This is a genomic window from Bradyrhizobium sp. SZCCT0153 (genome assembly GCF_018129995.1).
Taxonomy (GTDB): domain Bacteria; phylum Pseudomonadota; class Alphaproteobacteria; order Rhizobiales; family Xanthobacteraceae; genus Bradyrhizobium; species Bradyrhizobium japonicum_G.
In genome coordinates, this window is record NZ_JAFCKS010000005.1 from 486,384 (window position 1) to 506,679 (window position 20,296).

General features: G+C 64.0%; 22 protein-coding genes. 9 read left to right on the forward strand and 13 right to left on the reverse strand.

Annotation, left to right across the window (positions count from 1 at the left end; all coding sequences use genetic code 11):
* Positions 1-28 precede the first annotated feature (28 nt).
* Complete coding sequence (locus JQ572_RS23740) at positions 29-580, reverse strand: O-acetyl-ADP-ribose deacetylase (RefSeq protein ID WP_211385234.1); 552 nt, start codon at positions 578-580, stop codon at positions 29-31.
* A 3-nt stretch (positions 581-583) separates the two neighbouring features.
* Positions 584-910, reverse strand: coding sequence for a Grx4 family monothiol glutaredoxin (gene grxD / locus JQ572_RS23745; RefSeq protein ID WP_007602294.1), 327 nt, complete (start codon positions 908-910; stop codon positions 584-586).
* A 240-nt stretch (positions 911-1,150) separates the two neighbouring features.
* Between grxD and egtB the strand changes: the two genes are divergently transcribed.
* Together egtB and egtD are read left to right on the forward strand one after the other, a co-directional pair.
* Positions 1,151-2,449, forward strand: coding sequence for an ergothioneine biosynthesis protein EgtB (gene egtB, locus JQ572_RS23750; protein WP_211385235.1), 1,299 nt, complete (start codon positions 1,151-1,153; stop codon positions 2,447-2,449).
* A gap of 52 nt (positions 2,450-2,501) precedes the next feature.
* The gene (gene egtD, locus JQ572_RS23755; protein ID WP_211385236.1) at positions 2,502-3,473 is read left to right on the forward strand and encodes an L-histidine N(alpha)-methyltransferase; all 972 of its coding nucleotides are present in this window, start codon (positions 2,502-2,504) and stop codon (positions 3,471-3,473) included.
* A 212-nt stretch (positions 3,474-3,685) separates the two neighbouring features.
* Here the strand turns inward: egtD and JQ572_RS23760 are convergent, their stop codons facing one another.
* The gene (locus JQ572_RS23760) at positions 3,686-4,879 is read right to left on the reverse strand and encodes a low temperature requirement protein A (protein WP_211385237.1); all 1,194 of its coding nucleotides are present in this window, start codon (positions 4,877-4,879) and stop codon (positions 3,686-3,688) included.
* 41 nt (positions 4,880-4,920) lie between these two features.
* The gene (locus JQ572_RS23765) at positions 4,921-5,157 is read right to left on the reverse strand and encodes a BolA family protein (RefSeq protein WP_011088461.1); all 237 of its coding nucleotides are present in this window, start codon (positions 5,155-5,157) and stop codon (positions 4,921-4,923) included.
* A 211-nt stretch (positions 5,158-5,368) separates the two neighbouring features.
* Between JQ572_RS23765 and JQ572_RS23770 the strand changes: the two genes are divergently transcribed.
* On the forward strand, positions 5,369-5,728 hold the full coding sequence (locus JQ572_RS23770; protein ID WP_211385238.1) for a DUF427 domain-containing protein: 360 nt from the start codon (positions 5,369-5,371) through the stop codon (positions 5,726-5,728).
* A gap of 36 nt (positions 5,729-5,764) precedes the next feature.
* Here JQ572_RS23770 and JQ572_RS23775 read toward each other — a convergent pair whose 3' ends face one another.
* Positions 5,765-5,938: a DUF1328 domain-containing protein gene (locus JQ572_RS23775; protein ID WP_008564193.1), complete on the reverse strand. Its 174-nt coding sequence runs from the start codon at positions 5,936-5,938 to the stop codon at positions 5,765-5,767.
* Between the two features lie 181 nt (positions 5,939-6,119).
* On the opposite strand from JQ572_RS23775, the gene JQ572_RS23780 reads away from it, so the two are divergent.
* Entirely contained in the window at positions 6,120-7,307 is a 1,188-nt protein-coding gene (locus tag JQ572_RS23780; RefSeq protein WP_211385239.1) for an acyltransferase family protein, read from the forward strand.
* A 32-nt stretch (positions 7,308-7,339) separates the two neighbouring features.
* Here JQ572_RS23780 and purL read toward each other — a convergent pair whose 3' ends face one another.
* The gene (purL, locus tag JQ572_RS23785; protein WP_211385240.1) at positions 7,340-9,550 is read right to left on the reverse strand and encodes a phosphoribosylformylglycinamidine synthase subunit PurL; all 2,211 of its coding nucleotides are present in this window, start codon (positions 9,548-9,550) and stop codon (positions 7,340-7,342) included.
* Between the two features lie 183 nt (positions 9,551-9,733).
* On the opposite strand from purL, the gene JQ572_RS23790 reads away from it, so the two are divergent.
* Positions 9,734-10,213 carry a PaaI family thioesterase gene (locus JQ572_RS23790; protein WP_211385241.1) on the forward strand — a complete coding sequence of 160 codons (480 nt, stop codon included), beginning with the start codon at positions 9,734-9,736 and terminating at the stop codon, positions 10,211-10,213.
* Positions 10,214-10,289: 76 nt separating this feature from the next.
* On the forward strand, positions 10,290-11,264 hold the full coding sequence (locus JQ572_RS23795; RefSeq protein WP_211385242.1) for a DMT family transporter: 975 nt from the start codon (positions 10,290-10,292) through the stop codon (positions 11,262-11,264).
* Between the two features lie 27 nt (positions 11,265-11,291).
* Here JQ572_RS23795 and purQ read toward each other — a convergent pair whose 3' ends face one another.
* Positions 11,292-11,993 (reverse strand): phosphoribosylformylglycinamidine synthase subunit PurQ, encoded by a 702-nt coding sequence (gene purQ, locus JQ572_RS23800; protein WP_211385243.1) that lies wholly within the window; start codon positions 11,991-11,993, stop codon positions 11,292-11,294.
* A gap of 165 nt (positions 11,994-12,158) precedes the next feature.
* On the opposite strand from purQ, the gene JQ572_RS23805 reads away from it, so the two are divergent.
* On the forward strand, positions 12,159-13,175 hold the full coding sequence (locus JQ572_RS23805) for a magnesium and cobalt transport protein CorA (RefSeq protein ID WP_211385244.1): 1,017 nt from the start codon (positions 12,159-12,161) through the stop codon (positions 13,173-13,175).
* A 10-nt stretch (positions 13,176-13,185) separates the two neighbouring features.
* Here JQ572_RS23805 and purS read toward each other — a convergent pair whose 3' ends face one another.
* The gene (gene purS, locus JQ572_RS23810) at positions 13,186-13,428 is read right to left on the reverse strand and encodes a phosphoribosylformylglycinamidine synthase subunit PurS (RefSeq protein WP_007602264.1); all 243 of its coding nucleotides are present in this window, start codon (positions 13,426-13,428) and stop codon (positions 13,186-13,188) included.
* Positions 13,429-13,442: 14 nt separating this feature from the next.
* The gene (gene purC / locus JQ572_RS23815; protein ID WP_008974302.1) at positions 13,443-14,210 is read right to left on the reverse strand and encodes a phosphoribosylaminoimidazolesuccinocarboxamide synthase; all 768 of its coding nucleotides are present in this window, start codon (positions 14,208-14,210) and stop codon (positions 13,443-13,445) included.
* 308 nt (positions 14,211-14,518) lie between these two features.
* Between purC and JQ572_RS23820 the strand changes: the two genes are divergently transcribed.
* On the forward strand, positions 14,519-14,842 hold the full coding sequence (locus JQ572_RS23820) for a DUF1476 domain-containing protein (RefSeq protein ID WP_211385245.1): 324 nt from the start codon (positions 14,519-14,521) through the stop codon (positions 14,840-14,842).
* Positions 14,843-14,927: 85 nt separating this feature from the next.
* Positions 14,928-16,382: an adenylosuccinate lyase gene (gene purB / locus JQ572_RS23825; RefSeq protein ID WP_211385246.1), complete on the forward strand. Its 1,455-nt coding sequence runs from the start codon at positions 14,928-14,930 to the stop codon at positions 16,380-16,382.
* A gap of 62 nt (positions 16,383-16,444) precedes the next feature.
* Here purB and cynS read toward each other — a convergent pair whose 3' ends face one another.
* The 4 genes from cynS to JQ572_RS23845 all read right to left on the reverse strand — a co-directional run bounded on the left by cynS (position 16,445) and on the right by JQ572_RS23845 (position 20,255).
* Positions 16,445-16,927 (reverse strand): cyanase, encoded by a 483-nt coding sequence (gene cynS / locus JQ572_RS23830; RefSeq protein WP_211385247.1) that lies wholly within the window; start codon positions 16,925-16,927, stop codon positions 16,445-16,447.
* 13 nt (positions 16,928-16,940) lie between these two features.
* The gene (locus tag JQ572_RS23835) at positions 16,941-17,861 is read right to left on the reverse strand and encodes an ABC transporter ATP-binding protein (protein ID WP_211385248.1); all 921 of its coding nucleotides are present in this window, start codon (positions 17,859-17,861) and stop codon (positions 16,941-16,943) included.
* Positions 17,862-17,866: 5 nt separating this feature from the next.
* Positions 17,867-18,706: a nitrate ABC transporter permease gene (ntrB, locus tag JQ572_RS23840; protein WP_211385249.1), complete on the reverse strand. Its 840-nt coding sequence runs from the start codon at positions 18,704-18,706 to the stop codon at positions 17,867-17,869.
* Between the two features lie 169 nt (positions 18,707-18,875).
* Positions 18,876-20,255 (reverse strand): CmpA/NrtA family ABC transporter substrate-binding protein, encoded by a 1,380-nt coding sequence (locus tag JQ572_RS23845; RefSeq protein ID WP_211385250.1) that lies wholly within the window; start codon positions 20,253-20,255, stop codon positions 18,876-18,878.
* Positions 20,256-20,296 lie beyond the last annotated feature (41 nt).

The window sequence follows — 20,296 nt, forward strand, 5'->3', positions numbered from 1 at the left end:
GGCCGGGCGGAGTGTACTGACCGTAGCATCAGGCACAAGGGCTGCCGTACCGCGCCAAAACGTCCGTGTGGAAAGCGGCGCTCGTCTCCGAAAAGCAACAAAATATGACGTGGCCGACCAGCGGCGCAGCCGGCAGGGCTTGAATGGTCGCATGAACTGCGATCTCCGCGGCCTGGTCGGCCGGAAAGCGATACACCCCGGTCGAGATCGCGGAGAACGCCAGCGAGTTCAGCTGATTGATTTGGCAGAGCTCGAGCGCGCGACGGTAACAGGAGCGCAGCGCCTCGGCCTCACCGCGGCCACCGCCGTGCCAGACGGGGCCGACCGCGTGGATCACATGGCGCGCGGGCAGAAGGTAGCCCTTCGTGATCTTGGCATCACCGGTCGGGCATCCTCCGAGCGTCTGGCACTCGGCAAGAAGCTCGGGACCGGCAGCGTCGTGGATCGCCCCATCGACGCCACCCCCTCCAAGGAGAGACGAATTTGCGGCGTTGACGATGGCGTCAACGCTCAGCATGGTGATGTCAGCAACGATGACCTCGAGCTCCGCGCCGCCGATCCGGCGCGTCAGCTGGGTCACGTATCAGGCCGCGACCGCGACGCCCTTCTCGGAGAAGAGCTGCTGCAGCTCGCCGGCCTGGAACATCTCGCGGACGATGTCGCAGCCGCCGACGAACTCGCCCTTCACATAGAGCTGCGGGATGGTCGGCCAGTTGGAATAATCCTTGATGCCGTTGCGCAGTTCTGCGGATTCGAGAACGTTGAGGCCCTTATAGCCAACGCCGATATGGTCGAGGATCTGGACGACCTGGCCGGAGAAACCGCACTGCGGAAATTGCGGCGTGCCCTTCATGAACAGTACCACGTCGTTCGACTTCACTTCGTTGGCGATGAATTCCTCGATGCTCATATCCATGTCCTTCTGGGGCCGAGCCCACTCCAATTGCTTCGGGCCGGCTCAGCCGATCTAACCCGATACCTGCCTATATATGTAGCCCAAACCGTTGTGCATCCAAAGTAAAATGGCAGCGAACAGCCGCCGGGCGGCGGTCCGGGGGAGCTCCCTCCCCATTGCATGATGACACGAATATCATCGCCGGGGAGGACTTTCATACCGTAACGGAGCCCCTATCTAGGACGAACCCAGGTTTTGGAACCGGGCAACGCCAACAACGTTCTCTTGTCCTGTCTGGAGAAAAACGTGACGAAACAAGCCTCCGCTTCGGCCCCTGCCCCGCTTTCGTCACCGTCGGCCGATCTGGGCGGCCTCGCCCAGGGGCTGGAAGACGCGTTTCTCACCGTCCGCAACGAGACCGAGCGCCGGGCCGCGCCGCTGTCAGCGGAGGACCAGCAGATCCAGTCGATGCCGGACGCGAGCCCCACGAAATGGCACCGGGCTCATACCACCTGGTTCTGGGAGCAGTTTTTGCTCGGCGAGCACTCCCCGGGCTACCGGCCATTCCATCCCGACTTCGCCTTCCTGTTCAATTCCTATTACGTCAGCGCAGGCCCGCGCCACGCGAGAGGCCATCGCGGCGACATCACCCGGCCGAGCGCGAGCGAGGTCGGCGCGTATCGCCGATATGTCGATGCGGCGGTCGTAAAATTCTTCCGCGAGACCCGCGAGGACGAGCTTCGCGCCGTCGCGCCGCTGGTCGAGGTGGGGCTCAACCACGAGCAGCAGCATCAGGAATTGATGTTCACCGACATCCTGCATGCCTTCGCGCAGAACCCGGTCTATCCGACCTACGATCCGGACTGGCGCTTCCCTGCCTCGACACGAACGGCTGAGGATTGGCTGACGCTGAACGAGGGCATCCACACCGTCGGCCATGTCGACGACAGCTTCCATTTCGACAACGAGAAGCCCGCGCATCGCGCCCTCGTCGGCCCCGTCAAGGTCGCGCGCAATCTCGTCACCAATGGTGAATGGCTCGCCTTCATGCGCGATGGCGGGTACCGGACCGCGACGCTCTGGCTGATGGACGGCTTTGCGGAGGTCAGCAAGGAAGACTGGCAGGCCCCGGGCCATTGGCGCGAGATCGACGGCCAATGGCATGTGATGACGCTGGCCGGCCTCAAGCCGGTCGATCCGGACGCACCGGTCTGCCACGTCAGCTATTACGAGGCCGACGCCTTCGCGCGCTGGGCAGGAAAACATCTGCCGACCGAAACGGAATGGGAGGTCGCGGCCCGCGCCGGCCAGCTCAACGACGCCTTCGGCATCGTCTGGCAGTGGACGCGATCTTCGTACTCACCCTATCCCGGCTATCGCGCGATCGAAGGCGCGCTCGGCGAGTACAACGGCAAGTTCATGGTCAACCAGCTGGTGCTGCGCGGCTCCTCGCTTGCAACCCCGGAGGGGCACAGCCGTATCACCTATCGCAACTTCTTCTATCCGCACCACCGCTGGCAATTCACGGGATTGCGGCTCGCCGACTACGAATAGAAGTCTTATCCGACGACAAATGCGCGCCGGACAGCGCGTTCAGGAGAGTATCATGAATGTGCACGCCAGCGCTTTGGCCGAAGCCCATCTTCCCGACGAGCAGACCACCGCTTTTGCCCGCGAGGCCATCGTGGACCTTTCGCAGCAGCCGAAAAAGCTGTCGCCGAAATATTTCTATGATGCGGCCGGATCGGAATTGTTCGAGGCGATCACGCGCCTGCCGGAATATTATCCGACGCGCACCGAGCTTGCGATCCTGAAGGAGCGCGGCAGCGAGATCGCGAAGATCATTCCGGAGCATGCGGCACTGGTCGAGTTCGGCGCCGGCGCGACCACGAAGGTGCGCCTGCTGCTCAACCACTGCAAGTTCGCGGCCTATGTCCCCGTCGATATCTCCGGCGACTTCCTGAAGGCGCAGGCGAACGGCCTGAAGCGGGATTTCCCTTCGCTCGGCATCTACCCGGTCGCCGCGGACTTCACCACGCCGTTCGAGCTGCCCAAGGCGGTCGCGTCGATGCCCAAGGTCGGCTTTTTCCCGGGCTCGACCATCGGTAATTTCGAGCCGCACGAAGCGCAGGCCTTCCTGAAAAGCGCGCGCGCCATCCTGGGCCGGGGCGCGCAGATGATCATCGGCGCCGACCTGGAGAAAGAGGAGCGCGTGCTCCACGATGCCTATAACGATGCCGCCGGCGTCACCGCGCGCTTCAACCTCAATGTGCTGGTGCGCATCAACCGCGAGCTCGGCGGCAATTTCGACCTCTCCGCCTTCACCCATCGCGCGATCTACAACCGTGAGCGGCACCGCATCGAGATGCACCTGATCAGCAAGAAGAGCCAGACCGTGCGTCTGCTCGGCACCAGCTTCTCGTTCCGCCCCGGCGAGAGCATCCACACCGAGAACAGCTATAAATACAGCATCGAGCGTTTTGCGACCCTGGCGCAAGGCGCAGGCTGGCGGGTGCGCGAGAGCTGGACGGATGAGGCGAGGATGTTTTCGGTGCATGCGCTGGAGGTTGCGGAGTAAACGCGCCACCGCATCTGAGAGCGCTTTGCCTGCGGCGCATCCTTCGAGACGCCCGCTTTAGGCGGGCTCCTCAGGATGAGGAAGGAGTGCGCGGCAGCAAGTTCAACGGGCAGCGACGCGGATTAGCCTCATCCTGAGAGCCTGATCGAAAAAGGAGACCGCGCAGCGGTCGCCTCGAAGGACGAGGCGTGCAATCAGGCCGCTCCCGCGGCTCAATGCTCCTCGGCCTCTTTCGGCGTCGCCCCCAGCGACACCGACTCCCACACCGCGACCAAGATCATGATCAGGCTCGTCGCGACCGACAGCCAGAGCGGCGAGAGGTCGGCGGCGAACCACCACAGCGCCAGCAGCAGGATGATGCCGATGCCGTGCGAGAGCTGGAGGAAGCCGCGGATCGCGTGCTTGAACAAAATGGTGCCGACCAGGAACACCAAGGGACCACCGATCGTGCTCACGATGGTCCTGAGATCGGAATGGCCGGTTGGATGCTTCAGCACCAGCTCGTCCGACACCGCGGTCAGGATGATGCCGGCGATGATCGGCATGTGCAGATAGGTGTAGGCAAGCCGGGCCAGCCGGCCGGATTCGGCGGACTTCGAGATACGCTCGGAGCCCGCCTCGGCGCCCTTGTGGAAATAGACCCACCACATCGCGATGCTGCCGACCAGCGCCGAGACGAAGGCCAGGATGTTGTCCGCGGTCCACTCCAGCTCGGCGAAAGTGGCGCCGTTGACGACGACGGCCTCGCCGAGCGCGATGATGACGAAGAGAGAGCAGCGTTCGGCCACGTGGCCGCCTTCGACGGCCCAGGCCTCGACCGACGAGAAGCCCAGCCTGGGGACCCAGAAGCGGACCGCCGGCGAGACATATTCCCAGGTGACCGCCGCGATCCAGAGCCACAGCCGAGTCTCCCCCTCGGACAAGCCGCCCGCGATCCACAACACCGCGGAGATCGAGAGCCAGGTCAGGATGCGAATGGCATTGTGACGCACCGGAATCCGGTGGGACGGGGTTGCGAACAGCCAGAAGGCGGTGCGTCCGACCTGCATGGTCGCGTAGGACATCGCAAACCACAGGCCCCGGCCCTCGAAGGCGGTCGGGATCGTCGTCGACAGCACGAGGCCGCCCAGCATCATCAGGAAAAGCAGGATCCGGACCGGCGTCAGGTCGGGATTGAGCCAGTTGGTGACCCAGGCGGTGTACACCCACACCCACCACACCGCGAGAAACAGCACCGTGACGTGCACCGCACCGAGCGGCGTGAAGTGGTGCAGCAGCGTGTGCGAGACCTGCGTGATTGCGAAGACGAAGACGAGATCGAAGAACAGCTCGGCATTGGTGACGCGGCTGTGCTGGTTCGGCGCGATGACGCGAAACATGGCGCCGCGAGGATTGTCCGCAGCCATCGTCAGCCCCCCGTCACGCGATCAGTGAGGTGTCCGCCGGATCAGGTGCCCGGTACACCTGTCTGCAGCGCCAGCGCATGCAGCACGCCGCCCATCTGGCCGCGCAGGGACTGATAGACGATCTGGTGTTGCTGGACGCGGGATTTGCCGCGGAAGGATTCCGAGATCACGGTCGCGGCATAGTGGTCGCCGTCGCCGGCGAGGTCACGGATGGTCACCTCGGCATCGGGGATCGCCGCCTTGATCATCGCCTCGATATCGTGGGCGTCCATGGGCATTCGGGTCTTGCTCCTTGTCTCGGCTGCAGACCAGCCTCGTCGTCGAATCGCGGCCGGGGTCCGGATCTGCAAAGCCAAACTTGCCGGCAGGGCCAAACTTAGCGTGAACGGTCTTCTACGTCACGCTTTCCGGCACTATATCCCTGATCCGATCAGGATAAAGGCACGACAAAGTGCCGCGCGCGGCAGATTGATCGAAAAGGCGTGAATCATGAAGCTTCCAGGACCCGACCACCCCATCACCATCACCCCGAATCCCCGGCGCGTCCGCGTCACGGCGGGTGATGTCGTGATTGCCGAGAGCGCCAAGGCGCTGACGCTGAAGGAGGCCAGATACCCGGCGGTGCAATATCTGCCGCGCGAGGACGCCAACATGGCGCTGCTGGAGCGCACCGGCCGCGTCACCCACTGCCCCTACAAGGGGGACGCGAGCTATTACAGCGTCAAGGCCGACGGCAAGACGCTCGACAATGCGATCTGGACCTACGAGACGCCGTTCCCCGCGATGACCGAGATTTCCGGCCACCTCGCCTTCTATCCGGACAAGGTGAAGATCGAGGAAGTGGGGTAAGTCGCTGAGAGTTCGTCATGCCCGGCATGGCCGCCGCTACGCCCTGAATATCGTGAGCCCGAGTATCAGCAGCACCAGGAAGATCACGACGAAGACGTAGAACAGGAAGCGGGCGATGTCGGCGGAGGCGGCCGAGACGCCGGTGAAGCCGAGCACGCCGGCCACGATCGAGATCAGCAGGAAGATCAGCGCCCATTTCAGGATCGTCATTGCCAGCTCCAAATTGGTACGCTTTTCGCGGTCCTCAAGCCCTTTTGGCGAACGCTAACTTCCCTGCGGGGAACTGGTTCCTAGCGGTTGCCGGCCCCGCGGGACGTCCCAAACGACACTTGCTGAATCCAGTTCCTGGCGGCACAGTCCGGCCGGGATGGAAGCGCAAGCCGGGGCAACCATGATCACGATGTCACATTCCGCGACGATCGGCGCAGAGGCGCACGCCGCGCCGAAGATCAGGGCGCGCAACGTCTCGCTCGACCGCGCCCGCACCTTCCTCACGCTGGTCGTGCTGCTGCATCACGCCGTCATTCCCTATACTTATTTCGGCCACACCGATCCGGCGTCCTGGATCGGCTTCGACATCGTCGTGCTCGCCACCGACAGCTTCTTCATGGCGATGTTCTTCTTCCTGTCGGGCCTGTTCACCTGGCCCGGCATCGCGCGCAAGGAGCCATCGGTCTTCCTGCGCGACCGCCTGTTGCGGCTCGGACTGCCGTTCGCGATCGCCGCCCTCACCGTCATCCCGCTCGCCTATTACGCGATCGCACTGCGGCAGGACCCCGAACTGAGCTTCGCGGCGTTCTGGTGGAAGACGATCAGCGTTGGCCCGTGGCCCAGCGGCCCGATCTGGTTCGTGTGGGTGCTGCTGGCGTTCGACCTCACCGCGAGCCTGCTCTACCGGGTCTCGGCGCATCTGGTCGATCCGGTCAACCGAATCTCGCTGCGCGGATTTGACCAGCCGGCCGTGTTCTGGCTGCTGCTCGCCGTCGTGAGCGTCATCGTCTACGTGCCGGCACTGCTCTATCTCGGCGCCAACAGATGGTTCGAGTTCGGGCCGTTCTCGGTGCAGGAGAGCCGCATCCTGCTCTACTTCGCCTATTTCTTCATCGGCGTCAGCGTCGGTGCGGCGAACTTCGATCGCGGCATCCTCAGCGCCGACGGCCAGTTGCCGAAACAGCGTTGGCTGTGGGCGATCGTGACGCTGATCCCGTACTGCCTGATGTGGGGCATGATCTACGTCAAGCGCGAAATCCTGGGGAATCCGGACCCGCAACCGCACTGGTACCAGGCGATCTACGGCACGTTCTTCGTGCTTTTCTCGGCTTCGATCCTGCTCGCGATCCTCGCCTTCTTCCTGCACGAGAAGTCGCCGGGGCCGAACCTGCTCGACCGCATGCAGGCGGATGCCTATGGCATGTTCCTGGTGCACTACCCGATCGCGCTGTGGATCCAGTACGCGCTGTTCGACTATGGATTACCGGCGATCGTGAAGGCCGCGATCGGCTTCGTGCTCACGGTGGTCCTGAGCTGGGGCCTGACCGCGGCGTTGCGGAAGATTCCGGGGGCGTCACACGTGTTGTGAGGCGCACGCTCTCTCAACTCCGTTGAAGCAGCTTACGCCGCCTTCCCGCCCATATAGTCCGGCAGCCAGCGCTCGAACGAGGTCCGCAGCGTATCGATCGCGACCGGCGCCTCGCCGGCGATGGCGATCGCGTCGCCGCCGGTGGTGCCGATCCGCACGCAGGGCACCTCGCAGCCGCGCATCTTGGCGAGCACCAGGCCGGCTTCGGTTTCCGGCACGGTGACGAGATAGCGCGCCTGGTCCTCGCCGAACCAATAGGCCTGCGGCACCAGCGCGGTCGGCGCCGCCAGCAGTTTGGCGCCGATGCCGCTCGCCATCGCCATCTCGGCGAGCGCGATCAGTAGGCCGCCATCCGACAGGTCGTGCACGGCAGTTGCGGTGCCCGCATGGATCATGCCGCGCACGCAGTCGCCGTTGCGCTTCTCGGCGGCGAGATCGACCGGCGGCGGAGCGCCCTCCTCGCGGCCGCAGATGTCGCGCAAATAGACCGACTGGCCGAGCCAGCCATGGGTCTCGCCGACCAGAAGGATCGCCTCGCCCTCGGCCTTGAAGGCGAGCGAAGCCGATTTGGTGAAGTCGTCGAGCAGGCCAACGCCGCCGATCGAGGGCGTCGGCAGGATCGCGCGGCCGTTGGTCTCGTTGTAGAGCGAGACGTTGCCGGACACGACCGGGAAGTCGAGCGTGCGGCAGGCTTCCGAGATGCCCTTCAGGCAGCCCACGAACTGGCCCATGATCTCGGGCCGCTCCGGATTGCCGAAATTGAGATTGTCGGTGATCGCGAGCGGCTTGCCGCCGACCGCGGTGATGTTGCGCCAGGCTTCCGCCACCGCCTGCATGCCGCCCTGATAGGGATCGGCCTCGCAATAGCGCGGCGTGACGTCGACGGTCAGCGCTAGGCCCTTTGGCCCGTCCTCGACGCGCACCACGGCGGCATCGCCACCGGGACGCTGCATGGTGTTGCCGAGGATGACGTGGTCGTACTGCTCCCAGACCCAGCGTTTGCTGCACATGTCGGGCGTGCCGATCAGCTTCTCCAGCGCTGCACCGAGACCCATCGGCGCCGGCACCTCGCGCGCATGCACGATCGGCAGCGCGGCGGAGGGCACATGCGGGCGGTCGTAGAGCGGTGCCTCGTCGCCAAGCTCCTTGATCGGCAAATCGGCCATGACGTCACCGCCATGCTTGACCACGAAGCGCTTGCTCGGCGTGGTGTAGCCGACCACGGCGAAGTCGAGCCCCCACTTCTTGAAGATCGCTTCGGCTTCCTTTTCCTTCTCGGGCTTGAGCACCATGAGCATGCGCTCCTGGCTCTCCGAGAGCATCATCTCGTAGGCGCTCATGCCGGTCTCGCGGGTCGGCACCGCGTCGAGATCGAGATCGACGCCGAGGTCGCCCTTGGCGCCCATCTCGACCGCCGAACAGGTCAGGCCGGCCGCGCCCATGTCCTGGATCGCGATGACGCAGCCCTGCTCCATGATCTCGAGGCAGGCCTCCAGCAGCAGCTTCTCGGCGAAGGGATCGCCGACCTGCACGGTCGGGCGCTTCTCCTCGGACTTGTCGTCGAATTCGGCCGAGGCCATCGAGGCGCCGTGGATGCCGTCGCGGCCGGTCTTGGAGCCGAGATAGACGATCGGCATGTTCACGCCGGAGGCGGCGGCATAGAAGATCTTGTCGGCGTCGGCGAGGCCGACCGCCATCGCGTTGACGAGGATGTTGCCGTCATAGCGAGTGTGGAAGCGCACCTGGCCGCCGACCGTCGGCACGCCGAAGGAATTGCCATAGCCGCCGACTCCCGCGACGACGCCGGAGACGAGATGCCGCGTCCTGGCATGCTCGGGCGCACCGAAGCTCAGCGCATTGAGGCAGGCGATCGGCCGCGCGCCCATCGTGAAGACGTCGCGCAAAATGCCGCCGACGCCGGTGGTCGCGCCCTGATAGGGCTCGATATAGCTCGGATGGTTGTGGCTCTCCATCTTGAATACCACGGCCTGGCCGTCGCCGATGTCGATCACGCCGGCATTCTCGCCGGGGCCCTGGATCACCCAGGGCGCCTTGGTCGGCAGGCCCTTCAGATGGATACGCGAGGACTTGTACGAGCAGTGCTCGTTCCACATCGCCGAGAAGATGCCGAGCTCGGTGAAGGTCGGCTCCCGCCCGATCAGCTTTAGGATGCGCTCATACTCGTCGGGCTTTAGCCCGTGGGCGGCAACCAGTTCGGGGGTGATCTTGGGTTCATTCTTCATGGATTCGAGGCTTTCGGCGGCGGTTGGCCGTTCTTAGGAACATCGGGGGCCTACGAAAAGCCCTTTATGAAGCATTTTCCCGCTGTCCCACGTTTTGCGGCCGGGGGATGCGGGAACGGGAATTGCAAGGCGCTGACGGATCGGATTTAAGGGCTGAAGACCCGTAATTGAAGGCCCGTTTCTTTGCACGAATTGACCAAAGCGCCGCCGCCCCGCCGCCCCGACCTGCACGTCGCCACCGAGGGCGAATTCAAGGGCTGGCGGACCTGGATTCGCGACAGTTTCGAGAGCCATATCGGCCCGTTCTGGCACAGGATCGAGAACGACGGCAGCGTCCGCAGCGCCTTCCGGGTCGAGAAAAAGCACCTCAACGGCTCCGGCAACGTCCATGGCGGCTGCTTCATGGCATTTTCCGACTATTGCCTGTTCGCGATCGCCACCCACGAACTGGACGGGCCGGCAGTGACCACCAATTTCGCCTGCGATTTCCTCGACGCAGCCCGCGAAGGCGAGCTGATCGAGTGTGTGGGCGAGGTTTCCCGTGCCGGCGGCTCGCTAATCTTCCTGCGCGGCAAGCTAACATCGGGCGGACGGCCCCTGTTCACCTTCTCCGGCACGATCAAGCGGGTGAAGCGGAAGCCCGCCGTGCAGCCAAACGCATAGCTCGACGCCTTCCCTTTTCGCGTCCCCTCGCCCAGAGTTGGGTCAAGCGCTATCGCGCCGGGGAGCAAAAACAAGGGTGCCGCAGAGCACATCAAGGACGGGCCGCACAGCGGCCTCCGTCGCATCGCCATTGCCATCCATGACCGCCACCGGCGCGCGCAACTGGCGCGACTACGCGCTGCTGTTCGCGCTCGCCTGTTGCTGGAGCTCCACCTATCCACTGGCCAAGCTGGCGCTTCCCACCATCCCGCCGATCACTTTCATCTCCGCGCGCTCGCTGATCGCGGCCGCGTTCCTGTTCGCGATCCTGGGGATGCGCAGCATCAGGATCCCCACCGACGCAAAAGCCTGGAAGCTGTTCGCGACCCAGCAGCTGATCAACTCGACATTCCCGTTCCTGATCATCACCTGGTCGCAGCAATATGTACCAGCCTCGAACACGGTGGTGCTGGCCTCCACCACGCCGATTTTCGCCTTCCTGATCACCTCGCTGATCACGCGGCACGAGCCGGCAACGCTGCTCAAACTCGCAGGCGCGATCCTCGGCCTTGCTGGCACCATCGTCATCGTCGGCCTCGACGCGCTGCGCGGGCTCAGTAGTGAGATTATCGCGGAGATCGCGATCCTGCTCGCCACCATCTCCTTTGCCTGCGCGACGATCTTCGGCCTGCGGCTCTCCGACTACGACCCGATGGTGGTGGCGGCAGGCTCCCTGCTGTTCGGCGGCCTCGTATTGCTGCCGCCCGCGCTGATCATCGACCAGCCCTGGACGCTGCATCCGACGCCGACGGCGATCGTCGCCACCATCGTGATGGGTATCGTCTCCAGCGCCTTGGGATTGATGCTGTTCTACATGTGCCTGGGCCGGCTCGGAACGCTGACGACCAACGCGCAAGGGTACTTGCGTATCCCGATCGGCGTCGGCCTGTCCGTGCTGCTGCTCGGCGAGAGCGTGCCGTCGAACCTGGCGCTGGGACTGCTGCTGGTCATGGCGGGCGTCGCCGCGATGACGGTGCCGGCCGAGCGGCTGAAGTTGCGCCTCAAACGTTGAAATTCAACCGCCAAGTCAGAACCCCATTCACGCCGCACGGTCAAGATGCTGGACCAGGCCCGCGAACAGGCCGCGGCCGTCGGTGCAACCCATGATATCTTCGACGTGGTTTTCCGGATGCGGCATCATGCCGAGCACGTTGCCCTTGTCGTTGACGAGGCCGGCGATGGAATGCGCCGCGCCGTTGATGTTGTGGCTCTCGTCAACCGCGCCGTCGGGGGAACAGTAGCGATAGAGCACCCGCCCCTCGCCTTCGATGCGCTTGATGGTCTCTTCATCCGCTTCGTAGTTGCCCTCGCCATGGGCGACGGGGACGCGGATCACCTGCCCGGCATTGTAGCCGCGGGTGAACGGCGTGTCGGAGCGCTCGACGCGCAGATGCACGTCGTGGCAGATGAATTTCAGCCGCGCATTGCGCATCAGCACGCCCGGCAGCAGCCCGGATTCGCAGAGGATCTGGAAACCGTTGCAGACGCCGAGCACGAGGCCGCCCTTGGCCGCGTAGTCGCGCACCGCATCCATCACGGGCGCCCGCGCTGCGATGGCGCCACAACGAAGATAATCGCCATAGGAAAAGCCGCCCGGCACCACCACGAGATCGGTTCCTGCCGGCAGCGACGTCTCGGCGTGCCAGACCATCGCGGGCTCGCGGCCCGAGATCAGCCTCAAGGCGCGCGCCATGTCGCGCTCGCGGTTGATTCCGGGAAAGACGAGAATGGCGGCTTTCATGGCAGGGGTTCCGACGGTGGCGGGATTCGGGGTGGCCAACGGGCCAAATCGTGAAGAGACATATCCATTTGACGGGGATTTTACCAGTGCTAGCCTCCGCAAGCGGCCTTGTGCACAGGCTATGGACGCATGCCGTTGGCCGACCGATTTGCCGGGATTGAAGCCATGAATGTCCCGTCGCTGCCCGCATCCCTCTCCGAGCCGGTGTCCACCGAGGGCGTCGTCGCCGCCGGCGCCTATGTCGACGGCCGGCGCGTCGCCAATATCGCCATCAGCGAGGCCTCGAGCTGGCGGGCCAAGCCCGGCCACGTGGTCTGGATCGGCCTGCACGAGCCCGACATGGCGCTCCTCGCCGCCGTGCAGAAGCAGTTCGACCTGCACGACCTCGCCATCGAGGACGCCGACCACGCTCATCAGCGGCCCAAGATCGAGCAATATGGCGAGGCGCTGTTCATCGTGGCGCGGACGGCGCAGCTGATCGAGGGCCGCATCGCCTTCGGCGAGACCCACATCTTCGTCGGCGAAGGCTATCTGGTCTCGGTGCGCCACGGCGCCTCGACGTCCTACACACCGGTGCGCGAGCGCTGCGAAAGCTGCCCGCGGGCGCTCGCGCGCGGCGAAGACTACATCCTCTACGCCATCCTCGATTTCATCGTCGACAACTACTCGCCCGTGCTCGAAAGCATTCACGACGAGGTCGAGGGCATCGAGGACGACGTGCTCTCCAAGCCGATCAGCAAGGCGCAGATCGAGCGGCTCTACATGCTGCGCCGTGACCTCTTGCGGCTCAGGAACGCGATCGGCCCGCTGGTGGAGGTCTGCCGCCGGCTGGAGCACGACGAGCTTGCGATGGTGCGCGCGACCATGCAGCCGCTGTTCCGCGACGTCACGGACCACGTTCGCAATATCCAGGAGCGTATCGATTCCATGCGCGAGGTGCTGGCGTTCGCCTTCGAGGCGAGCCTGCTGGTCGGCCAGGCCCAGGAGACGGCGGTGTCGAAGAAGCTCGCCTCCTGGCTCGCGATCATCGCCATCCCGACCGCGCTCGCCGGCATTTACGGCATGAACTTCAAGCACATGCCGGAGCTGGACTGGGAGTACGGCTACTACACGCTGCTCGGCGTGATGCTGACGTCGTGCGGCGCGCTGTACTGGCGTTTTCGTCGGGTCGGTTGGCTGTGAGCCATCCCGTTCACCCGATCAACTCGACCCGATAGTTCTCGATCACGGTGTTCGCCAGCAGCTTGTCGGCGGCGTCCTTCAACGCCGCCTCCGCCTTGGCCTTGTCCGCGCCGGCAAGCTCGATGTCGAACACCTTGCCCTGCCGGACGCTGGCGACGCCGTCGACGCCGAGCGACTTCAGCGCGCCTTCGATGGCCTTTCCCTGCGGATCGAGGATGCCCGTCTTCAAGGTAACGGTGACACGTGCCTTCACGTCCAAATCCCCTTTTAGCTCTTCACCAGCACCGGGCCGGAGCCCGCCGGACGCTCGTTCTCCATGAGGATGCCGAGACGCTTGGCGACTTCGGTATAGGCTTCGAGGAGCCCACCGAGATCCCTGCGGAAACGGTCCTTGTCGAGCTTCTCGTTCGACTTGATGTCCCACAGACGGCAGCTATCCGGCGAGATCTCGTCGGCGACGATGATCCGCATCATCTCGTTCTCGAACAGCCGGCCGCATTCCATCTTGAAGTCGACGAGGCGGATGCCGATGCCGAGGAAGAGGCCGGTGAGGAAGTCGTTGACGCGGATGGCGAGCGCCATGATGTCGTCGATCTCCTGCGGCGTCGCCCAGCCGAAGGCGGTGATGTGCTCTTCCGACACCATGGGGTCGTTGAGCTGGTCGTTCTTGTAGTAGAATTCGATGATCGAGCGCGGCAGCTGCGTGCCCTCCTCGATGCCGAGTCGCTGCGACAGCGAGCCGGCGGCAACGTTCCGCACCACCACTTCCAGCGGCACGATCTCGACTTCGCGAATCAGCTGCTCGCGCATGTTGAGGCGGCGGATGAAATGGGTCGGCACCCCGATGTCGTTGAGGTGCTGAAACAGGTACTCCGAGATCCGGTTGTTGAGGACACCCTTGCCCTCGATCACCTGATGCTTTTTCGCATTGAACGCGGTGGCGTCATCCTTGAAGTGCTGGATCAGGGTACCGGGCTCCGGGCCTTCGTAAAGAACCTTTGCCTTGCCTTCATAAATGCGACGCCGACGGCTCATGGGGATGTACCGTGTTTTGTTGAAATCCATGTATCTGGTGTGCTCCGGTTGACGAGACCTACGACCCACAGCGGAGCTGCCGTGAACGGCCCGGAACCCGCGGAAACAGAACGGGAACCCAGCCTTAGGCAACCTATCCGATTGGCTGTCCAAGCACAATCGATCCGGCCGTCCGGCATCAACTTATACCGTCTTGCCTGCGGCTTAACGGCTCGTTGTTTTGCCGATTCTTGCCTCCTATCTAGGCATGGACCGGGGCTCTCGCAACGAGGGCCGCCGGGGCCAGTCAGCAGGGAATTGGAAAAGGCATGAGCACGTTCGACAAGCGCGAGGAAGGCTTCGAGAAGAAGTTCGCCCTCGACGAGGAGCAGAAATTCAGGGCGGAAGCCCGCCGCAACCGGCTGCTCGGGCTGTGGGCGGCCGAAAAGCTCGGAATCACCGGGGAAGCCGCCACGGCCTACGCCAAGGAAGTGGTCGCGGCCGATTTCGAGGAAGCCGGCGATGCCGACGTCCTGCGCAAGGTCATGGCCGATTTCGCCGCCAAGAACGTGGCCGTCACCGAACAGGCGATTCGCGCCAAGATGAGCGAGTTGATCGCGGCGGCGGCCGCCGAGGTGAAGGCGGGAAAGTAGTTAAAAAGGGAGTGGCGAATGGCGACGGAAACCCCATTCGCCGCTCGGGCTTGCAGCCAGCCCCGGGCAATGCCAAATGGGCGGTATGCCCCAAGATCGCACCCAAGATCGCACCCCGGACCATATCTCCAACGTCCTTTCCGAACGCTATGCCTCGCCCGCCATGCGCGCCATCTGGAGCGGCGAAGGCAAGGTTCGCCTCGAACGCGACTACTGGATCGCCGTGCTGAAAGCGCAGCGCGATCTCGGCATTCCCGTGCCGGATGGCGTGATCGACAGCTACGAGCGGGTGAAGGACCAGGTTGACCTCGCCTCCATCATGCGGCGCGAGCGCGTCACCCGCCACGACGTGAAGGCGCGCATCGAGGAGTTCTGCGATCTTGCCGGTCATGAGCACCTGCACAAGGGCATGACGAGCCGCGACCTCACCGAGAACGTGGAGCAGCTGCAGGTCTATCGCGGACTGCAGCTCGTCGAGACCAAGTGCATCGCCGCGCTGATCCGTTTTGCGAAGCACGCCAGGCAATTGCGAGACATCCCGTTCACGGCACGCACCCACAACGTGGCTGCGCAGGTCACGACGCTCGGCAAGCGCATCGCCATGTTCGGTGAAGAGATGCTGCTGGCGCACCAGAGCCTGGCCAATTTGCTGCAAACCTATCCCGCGCGCGGCCTGAAGGGCGCCGTCGGCACGCGGCTCGATCAGATCACCCTGTTCAACGGCGATGCCGGCAAGGCGCGTGCGCTCGAGCAGCGCATCCTGGTCCATCTCGGCCTGCCCAAGAGCTTCGATGCCGTGGGCCAGGTGTATCCCCGCAGCCTCGACTTCCGCGCGGTCAGCGTCCTCGTCGATCTCGCCAGCGGTCCCGGCAGCTTCGCCAAGACGTTGCGCCTCATGGCGGGCCATGAGCTCGCCAGCGAAGGTTTTGCGAAGGGCCAGGTCGGCTCTTCCGCGATGCCGCACAAGATGAACAGCCGCTCCTGCGAGCGCATCAACGGCCTGCATGTGGTGCTGAAGGGCTATCTCGCCATGGCCGCCGGCCTCGCCGGCGAACAGTGGAACGAGGGCGATGTCTCCTGCTCCGTCGTCCGCCGCGTGATGCTGCCCGATGCCTTCCTCGCCATGGACGGCCTGCTCGAGACCCTGCTCTCGGTGCTCGACCAGATGGAAATATTCGACGCCGTCGTCGCGACCGAGCTCAACCGTTATTTGCCTTTCCTGCTGACCACCACGGTCATGATGGAAGCGGTGAAAAAGGGTGCCGGCCGTGAAGGCGCGCACGAGGCGATCAAGGAGCATGCGGTCGCGGCCATTCGCGACCTGCGCACCGGCAAGATCGTGCAGAACGACCTGCTGCAGCGTCTCGCTGCCGATCCGCGCCTCGGCATGAGCGAAGCCGAATTGCAGCGCGTGCTCGACCACGGTCGCGCCAATTCCGGCGACGCCGGCGCCCAGGTCGATTACTTCGCCGAGCAGGTCGACGCGCTCGCCAGGGCCAATCCTGAAGCGGCGAAGTACACGCCGGGCGCGATCCTGTAACGAGGAGCGAATAGCGAGCGGCAAGAAGCCATTCGCTATTCGCAATTCCCCACTCGCCCCCGTCAGCCTTCCTTGAAGCCATACTCCGGAACGTTGCCGCTGGCGCCGTAATATTTGTACGGCAGGAATTTGCCGCTCATGGTGATCTTGACGCGGTCGCCCTTCGGATTGGGCAGGCGCTCCATCACCATGTCGAAGTCGATTGCCGACATGATGCCGTCGCCGTACTCCTCCTCGATCAGCGCCTTCCAGGCCGGGCCGTTGACCATGACCAGTTCGTAGAAGCGATAGATCAGGGGATCGGTCGGCGGCATCGGCATGCCGCGCATCGGCGTCTCGTTGAGCATCGTGGTCTCTGCCTTGGTAAGGCCGAACAGTTCGGCGGCGTTGGCGGCCTGCGGCTTCGTCAATTTCATCTGGCCGAGGATCGCGCCTGTTATCAGCACCTCCGAATAGCCACCGATCTTCTCGCAGATGTATTTCCAGCTCCAGCCCTTCTCGCGCTTGATGTCGAGCAGCTTCTCGGTGAGGTCTTCGCGTTTCATGTCAGTCTCCCTTCTAGGCAGTAAGTCCGGGACTGGTCCCGGGTATCCGTGTTTGTCGTGGTTCGTCGCTGGCCGCGATCGTCAGTCCGGGCTTGCCGATATGCACCATCGGCACGTTGCGCGGATCGTGATCGGGTGTCTCGGCGGTGAAGGTCTTGCTGCGCGTCACCAGGAAATCGATGATGTGATTGCGCAGCGCGTAATAGAGCGGATGGCGGTGCAGGTCCGTACGACCGCGATCCCTGGGCAGCGGATTTTCGACGACCTCCGCCAGCACCGCGCCGGGCCCGTTGGTCATGAGAAAGATCTTGTCGGCAAGGTAGATCGCCTCGTCGACGTCGTGGGTAATCATGAATGCGGTCTGTCCGGTCTCCAGACAAATCCGGCGCACCTCGTCCTGGAGCGTGCCGCGCGTCAGCGCGTCGAGCGCGGAGAACGGCTCGTCCATCAGCATCATCTTGGGCGTGATCGAGAGAGCGCGCGCGATGCCGACGCGCTGCTTCATGCCGCCCGAGAGTTCGGAAGGTCGTTTGTGCTCCGAACCCGTCAGGCCCACGAGATCGATGAAAGTCTGCGCATGCGCCTTGACCTTGGCGCGGTCCCAGCGCCGCCATTTCGAGCTCACGGCATAGGCGACATTGCCGAGCACGGTGCGCCAGGGCAAGAGCGCATGGCTCTGGAAGATCACGGCACGGTCGAGGCTGGTGCCTGATATCGACTGTCCGTCGACGATGACCGTGCCTTCGCTCGGCGCATCGAGGCCGGCGAGGATGTTGAGCACCGTGGTCTTGCCGCAGCCGGAATGGCCGATCACGCAGCAGAACTCGCCGCGCGCCATCGAGAGCCACAGATTCTCGAAGATCGTCGTCGTGGCGCCGCTCGCGCCCGGATAGCGTTTTGCGATGCCTTCGATGGAGATGAATTTGTCGGTCACAGCCCCTACTCCGGAAATGTGACCATGCGCGTGAAGCGCGCGAGGATCTGGTCGAGCAGCATGCCGACGACCCCGATCAGCAGGATCGCGATGATGACGTTTGTGATCGAGAGGTTATTCCACTCGTTCCAGACGAAATAGCCGATGCCGGTGCCGCCGACGAGCATTTCGGCGGCGACGATCACGAGCCAGGCGATGCCGATCGAGATGCGCATGCCGGTCAGGATCGTGGGCGCGGCCGCCGGCAGGATCACGGTGAAGGCGCGCCTGATGGTGCCGACCTCCAGCGTCCGCGCGACGTTGATCCATTCCTTGCGCACGCTGGCCACGCCGAACACGGTGTTGAGCAGCATCGGCCAGATCGAGCAGATGAAGATCACGAAGATCGCTGAGATCGAGGAATCCTTGATGGTGTAGAGCGCGAGCGGCATCCACGCCAGCGGCGAAATCGGCTTCAACACCTGGATGAAGGGATCGAGCGCCTTGCTCAACAGCGGCGACATGCCGATAAGGAAGCCGAGCGGGATGGCGACGAGCACGGCCAGCAGGTAGCCGGTGCCGACGCGCGCGATGGAATAGCCGAGCTGGATGCCGAGCCCTTTGTCGTTCGGCCCATTGTCGTAGAACGGCCGCTTCAGATGCTCCCAGAGTTTTGCGCCGACGTCGATCGGACCCGGCATGGCGGATTTGCCCTGCGTCGCGGTCAGGCCCATCAGCTTGGCGTATTCCGGACTCATCGTCGCGACCGGTGCCGTCGATCGCGTGGCCAGATGCCAGATGCCGAGGAACGCGGCGAGCAGAACGATCGAGACGAGGCCGGCGCGGAGGCGGAGGGAGGATGTCATGTCGCAAGACCTCTCCACACGTCGTCCCGGCGAAGGCCGGGACCCATACCCCCAGGGAGACGTTTGGCTAAGACTGGTCGTTCGGTACCGCTGCCGTTCGAAATCGACCGATCACGCGGTATGGGTCCCGGCCTTCGCCGGGACGACAACGGAGAGCGCGCGCGGCCCCTCACGATGCCTTCCTGATCTTGAAGCTCGCGACATAATCCTCGGGCTTCGCCGGATCGAAAGTCTTTCCCATCACCGCGAACGATTTGTAGGCGCTCGCGGGCGGCGACAGGCCCATCTCGGTCATCAGCTTCCTGGTGTCGGTGGCGAGATACACCTGCTCGGCGACCGCCTTGTAGTCGACGTCGCCCTTGATCTGGCCCCAGCGCTTCATCTGCGTCAGCATCCACACCGCAAAGGACTGCCAGGGGAACGGATCGAAATCGACGCGTTTGGCGTCCGTCTTCACGCCGCCGAGGCCGTCGGCATAGGTGCCGGTCAGGACCTGCTCCAGCACCGTGACCGGCGCGTTGATGTAATTGGCGGGCGCGATGGCTTCCGCGATCTGCTTGCGGTTCTCCGCCTTCGACGCATAGGCGGTGGCATCGACGATGGCGCGCGTCAGCGCGGCAAAGCTGTTCGGCGCCGTCGTGATGAATTCCTTGCTGGCGGCAAAGCTGCAGCAGGGATGGCCATCCCAGATTTCCTTGGACAAGAGGTGCATGAAGCCGACGCCGTCGTAGATCGCGCGCTGGCAGATGTTGTCGGGCGCGAGGAAGCCGTCGATGTTGTCGGCGCGCAGATTCGCCACCATTTCCGGCGGCGGCACCGAGCGCAGCTGCACGTCGGTATCGGGATCGAGCCCGTGCTCGGCGAGATAATACCGCAGCAGGTAATTGTGCATGGAATAGTCGAAGGGAATTGCGAACTTCATCCCCTTCCAGTCCTTCGGATCGCGCTTGTCCTTGTGCTTGGTCGCCAGCACGATGCCCTGCCCGTTGATGTTCTCGATCGCGGGCACCGTGAAGGGAATGGCATTGGCTCCCAGGCCCAGCGAAATCGCGAGCGGCATCGGGGCCAGCATGTGCGCGGCGTCGTATTCCTTGTTGATGGTCTTGTCGCGGATCACCGCCCAGCCGGCGGTCTTGACGACTTCGACATTGAGACCATGCTTGGCATAGAAGCCGAGCGGCGCTGCCATGATGATCGGTGTCGCGCAGGTGATCGGGATGAAGCCGACCTTGAGGTCCTTCTTCTCGGGCGCGCCGGTCTGCGCGAAGACTTCGGTCGCCGTCTTGATCGGGAAGAATTGCGACAGCGCGGCCAGCGCCGTGGACGCACCGACCGACTTCAGGAACGCGCGCCGCGCCGCGTCCTGCGGAAACATCGCGCGCATCACCGCAGATGCAACGACGCCCTCGTAACGCTTCTCCTCGCTCTCAGCGGGCTCGCAGCGCAGCGCCGTGGCCTGCTCATGCTCTGCCGCGGATTGGTGCTGGCCACAGGCACAGCCGGCTCGAAGGTTGCGATCGGGATCAAACGGATTGTCGAAAATGGACATCGGACCTCCTGCGCGTCATTGCGAGGGTAATTACGCAAGGA